Origin of the sequence: Dietzia sp. DQ11-71, assembly GCF_014144995.1 — a bacterium.
Taxonomy (GTDB): domain Bacteria; phylum Actinomycetota; class Actinomycetes; order Mycobacteriales; family Mycobacteriaceae; genus Dietzia; species Dietzia kunjamensis.
Genome location: NZ_JAALDT010000383.1, coordinates 1 through 2,607, shown reverse-complemented (window position 1 = coordinate 2,607; position 2,607 = coordinate 1). Strand labels below are relative to the sequence as shown.

Sequence of the window (2,607 nt, the reverse complement as noted above, 5' to 3'; positions counted from 1 at the left end):
TGCTCAGCCCAGTCGGCGCACGGCCTCGTCCACCGTGGCGTCGGTGGCGGTGAGCGCGATGCGGACGTGTCGCGCCCCGGCGGGTCCGTAGAACTCGCCCGGCGCGACCAGCACGCCGCGCTCGGCGAACCAGTCCACGGTGTCGCGGCAGGGCTCGTCGCGGCTGGCCCACAGGTACAGGCCGGCCTCTGAGTGATCGATCCGGAATCCGGCCGCCTCGACCGCGGGCAGCAGGCGTGCACGGCGGGCCCGGTACCGCTCACGCTGCTCGGCCTCGTGGGCGTCATCGCCCAGGGCAGCCGTCATGGCCGACTGGACGGGCAGCGGCATCATCATCCCGGCGTGCTTGCGCACCTCGAGCAGCTCGGCGACCAGGCCGGGGTCACCGGCGACGAACCCGGCGCGGTAGGACGCGAGGTTCGAGGTCTTGGACAGCGAGTGCAGTGCGAGGAGACCGGTGTGGTCGCCGTCGCAGACACGCGGATCGAGGATCGAGGGCGCCTCGCCCTCCCACACCAGTCCGAGGTAACACTCGTCGGAGGCCACGATCACGCCGCGGTCGCGGGCCCAGCCGACCACCTTGCGCAGGTGGTCCACGCCGAGCACCTTGCCACTGGGGTTCGACGGCGAGTTGAGGTACAGCAACGTCGGCGAGGACGGGCCGAGCTGCATGAGCGAGTCGGCGCGAACCACCGTGGCCCCCGCCAGCAGTGCGCCGACCTCATAGGTCGGGTAGGCGACCTCGGGCACGACGACCGAGTGGCCCGGCCCCAGTCCGAGCTGGGCGGGCAGGCCCGCGATGAGTTCTTTTGTGCCGATCGCCGGTAGCACGGCGTCGGGAGTGAGCCCCGTGATGCCGTACCGGCGCTCCAGCGCGTCAACCGCGGCCCGCCGCAGAGCGGGGGTGCCGACGGTCGTGGGGTACCCGGGCCGGTCCGAGCCTGCGGCGAGCGCCTCGCGGATCACCGGGGCGACCGGATCCACGGGCGTACCGACGGTGAGGTCGACGAGACCGTCCGGGTGGGCGGAGGCGCGCGAGCGGGCGTCCGAGAGGGTGTCCCAGGGGAACACCGGGAGCGCGCGCCCGGGCGGTCGACGCTCCGGGCGCGACACCACCGGGGTCACTCCTGGTTCATGGGCGGGAGCGCCTTGACCATCGGGTGGTCGTAGTCGACCTTGCCGACCTTGGCCGCGCCGCCCGGCGATCCGAGCTCGACGAAGAAGTCCGCGTTCGCGGCGTTGTACTCGGTCCACTCGTCCGGGACGTCGTCCTCGTAGAAGATGGCCTCCACGGGGCAGACCGGCTCACACGCCCCGCAGTCGACGCACTCGTCGGGGTGGATGTACAACATCCGTCCACCCTCGTAGATGCAGTCGACAGGACACTCCTCGACGCAGGACTTGTCCATCACGTCGACGCACGGCTCTGCGATCGTGTAGGTCACGTCAGCCACCTTCCTCGTAGCGGTATGACCTGAATGGTATGTCACAGGCCACGCGGATGCGGAAGCCGCCCCGCGAGCCGATCGACCTATGTGACGACGGTCACCCCGACGGGTCGGTGGGCGGGTCCGTAGACGGTGTCACGACGGCGGACCGGGCGTCCGATCCCGGTGGCGATCTCCTCGATCTCCTCCGCGGTCTTGGCCGAGCCGTTCTCTGCGCCGGCCATCCGCGAGATGGTCTCCTCCATCAGGGTCCCGCCCAGGTCGTCGGCGCCGGATCGCAACATGGTCCGCGTCCCCGCGACCCCGAGCTTGACCCAGCTCGTCTGCACGTGGTCGATCGCCCCGTGCAGCATGATGCGGGCCAGGGCGTGGACCGCGACGTTCTCCTCCCGGGTCGGTCCGGGCCGTGAGGCGCCGGCCAGGTACAGCGGCGCGCTGCGGTGCACGAAGGGCAGCGGGACGAACTCGGTGAAGCCGCCCGTGCGTTCCTGGATCCCGCGGAGGGTCCGCAGGTGGGCCACCCAGTGGGGCGGGGTGTCCACGTGGCCGTACATCATCGTCGAACTCGACCGCAGCCCCACCTCGTGGGCGGTGGTGACGATGTCGATCCACTCGGAGGCGGGGAGTTTGCCCTTGGTGAGGACCCAGCGCACCTCGTCGTCGAGGATCTCCGCCGCGGTACCGGGGATGGTGTCCAGCCCCGCCGCACGGAGCTCGGTGAGCCACTCCCGGACCCCCACGCCCGACCGCGAGGCGCCGTTGGAGATCTCCATGGGGCTGAACGCGTGCACGTGCATGGACGGCACCCGCTCCTTGACCGCGCGGACCAGGTCGGCGTACCCGGACACCGGCAGGTCCGGGTCGATGCCGCCCTGCATGCACACCTCGGATGCGCCGGAGACGTACGCCTCGTACGCCCGGTCGGCGACCTCGGCGGCGGACAACGAGAACGCGTCGGCATCACCCTTGCGCTGGGCGAAGGCGCAGAAGCGGCAACCGGTGTAGCAGATGTTGGAGAAATTGATGTTCCGGTTGACGACGTAGGTGACGGTGTCCCCCACCACGTCGGCGCGGATCCGGTCGGCGAGCCCCGCGACGGCCGCCAGGCCGTCCCCGGTGGCGGTGGCCAGCGCGAGGTACTGCTCATCGGTGAGGCCGG

The 2,607-nt window shown here is 71.1% G+C and carries 3 protein-coding genes; all 3 read right to left on the bottom strand.

All coding sequences use genetic code 11. From position 1 onward, the window contains the following. Positions 1-3: 3 nt before the first annotated feature. Positions 4-1,116 (bottom strand): succinyldiaminopimelate transaminase, encoded by a 1,113-nt coding sequence (gene dapC / locus G6023_RS12985; RefSeq protein WP_182635893.1) that lies wholly within the window; start codon positions 1,114-1,116, stop codon positions 4-6. Between the two features lie 5 nt (positions 1,117-1,121). Continuing rightward, on the bottom strand, positions 1,122-1,445 hold the full coding sequence (gene fdxA / locus G6023_RS12980; protein WP_067718452.1) for a ferredoxin: 324 nt from the start codon (positions 1,443-1,445) through the stop codon (positions 1,122-1,124). 86 nt (positions 1,446-1,531) lie between these two features. Next, positions 1,532-2,607 (bottom strand): 5-amino-6-(D-ribitylamino)uracil--L-tyrosine 4-hydroxyphenyl transferase CofH (gene cofH, locus G6023_RS12975; protein WP_182635891.1); only part of this gene is annotated, 1,076 nt, incomplete at its 5' end.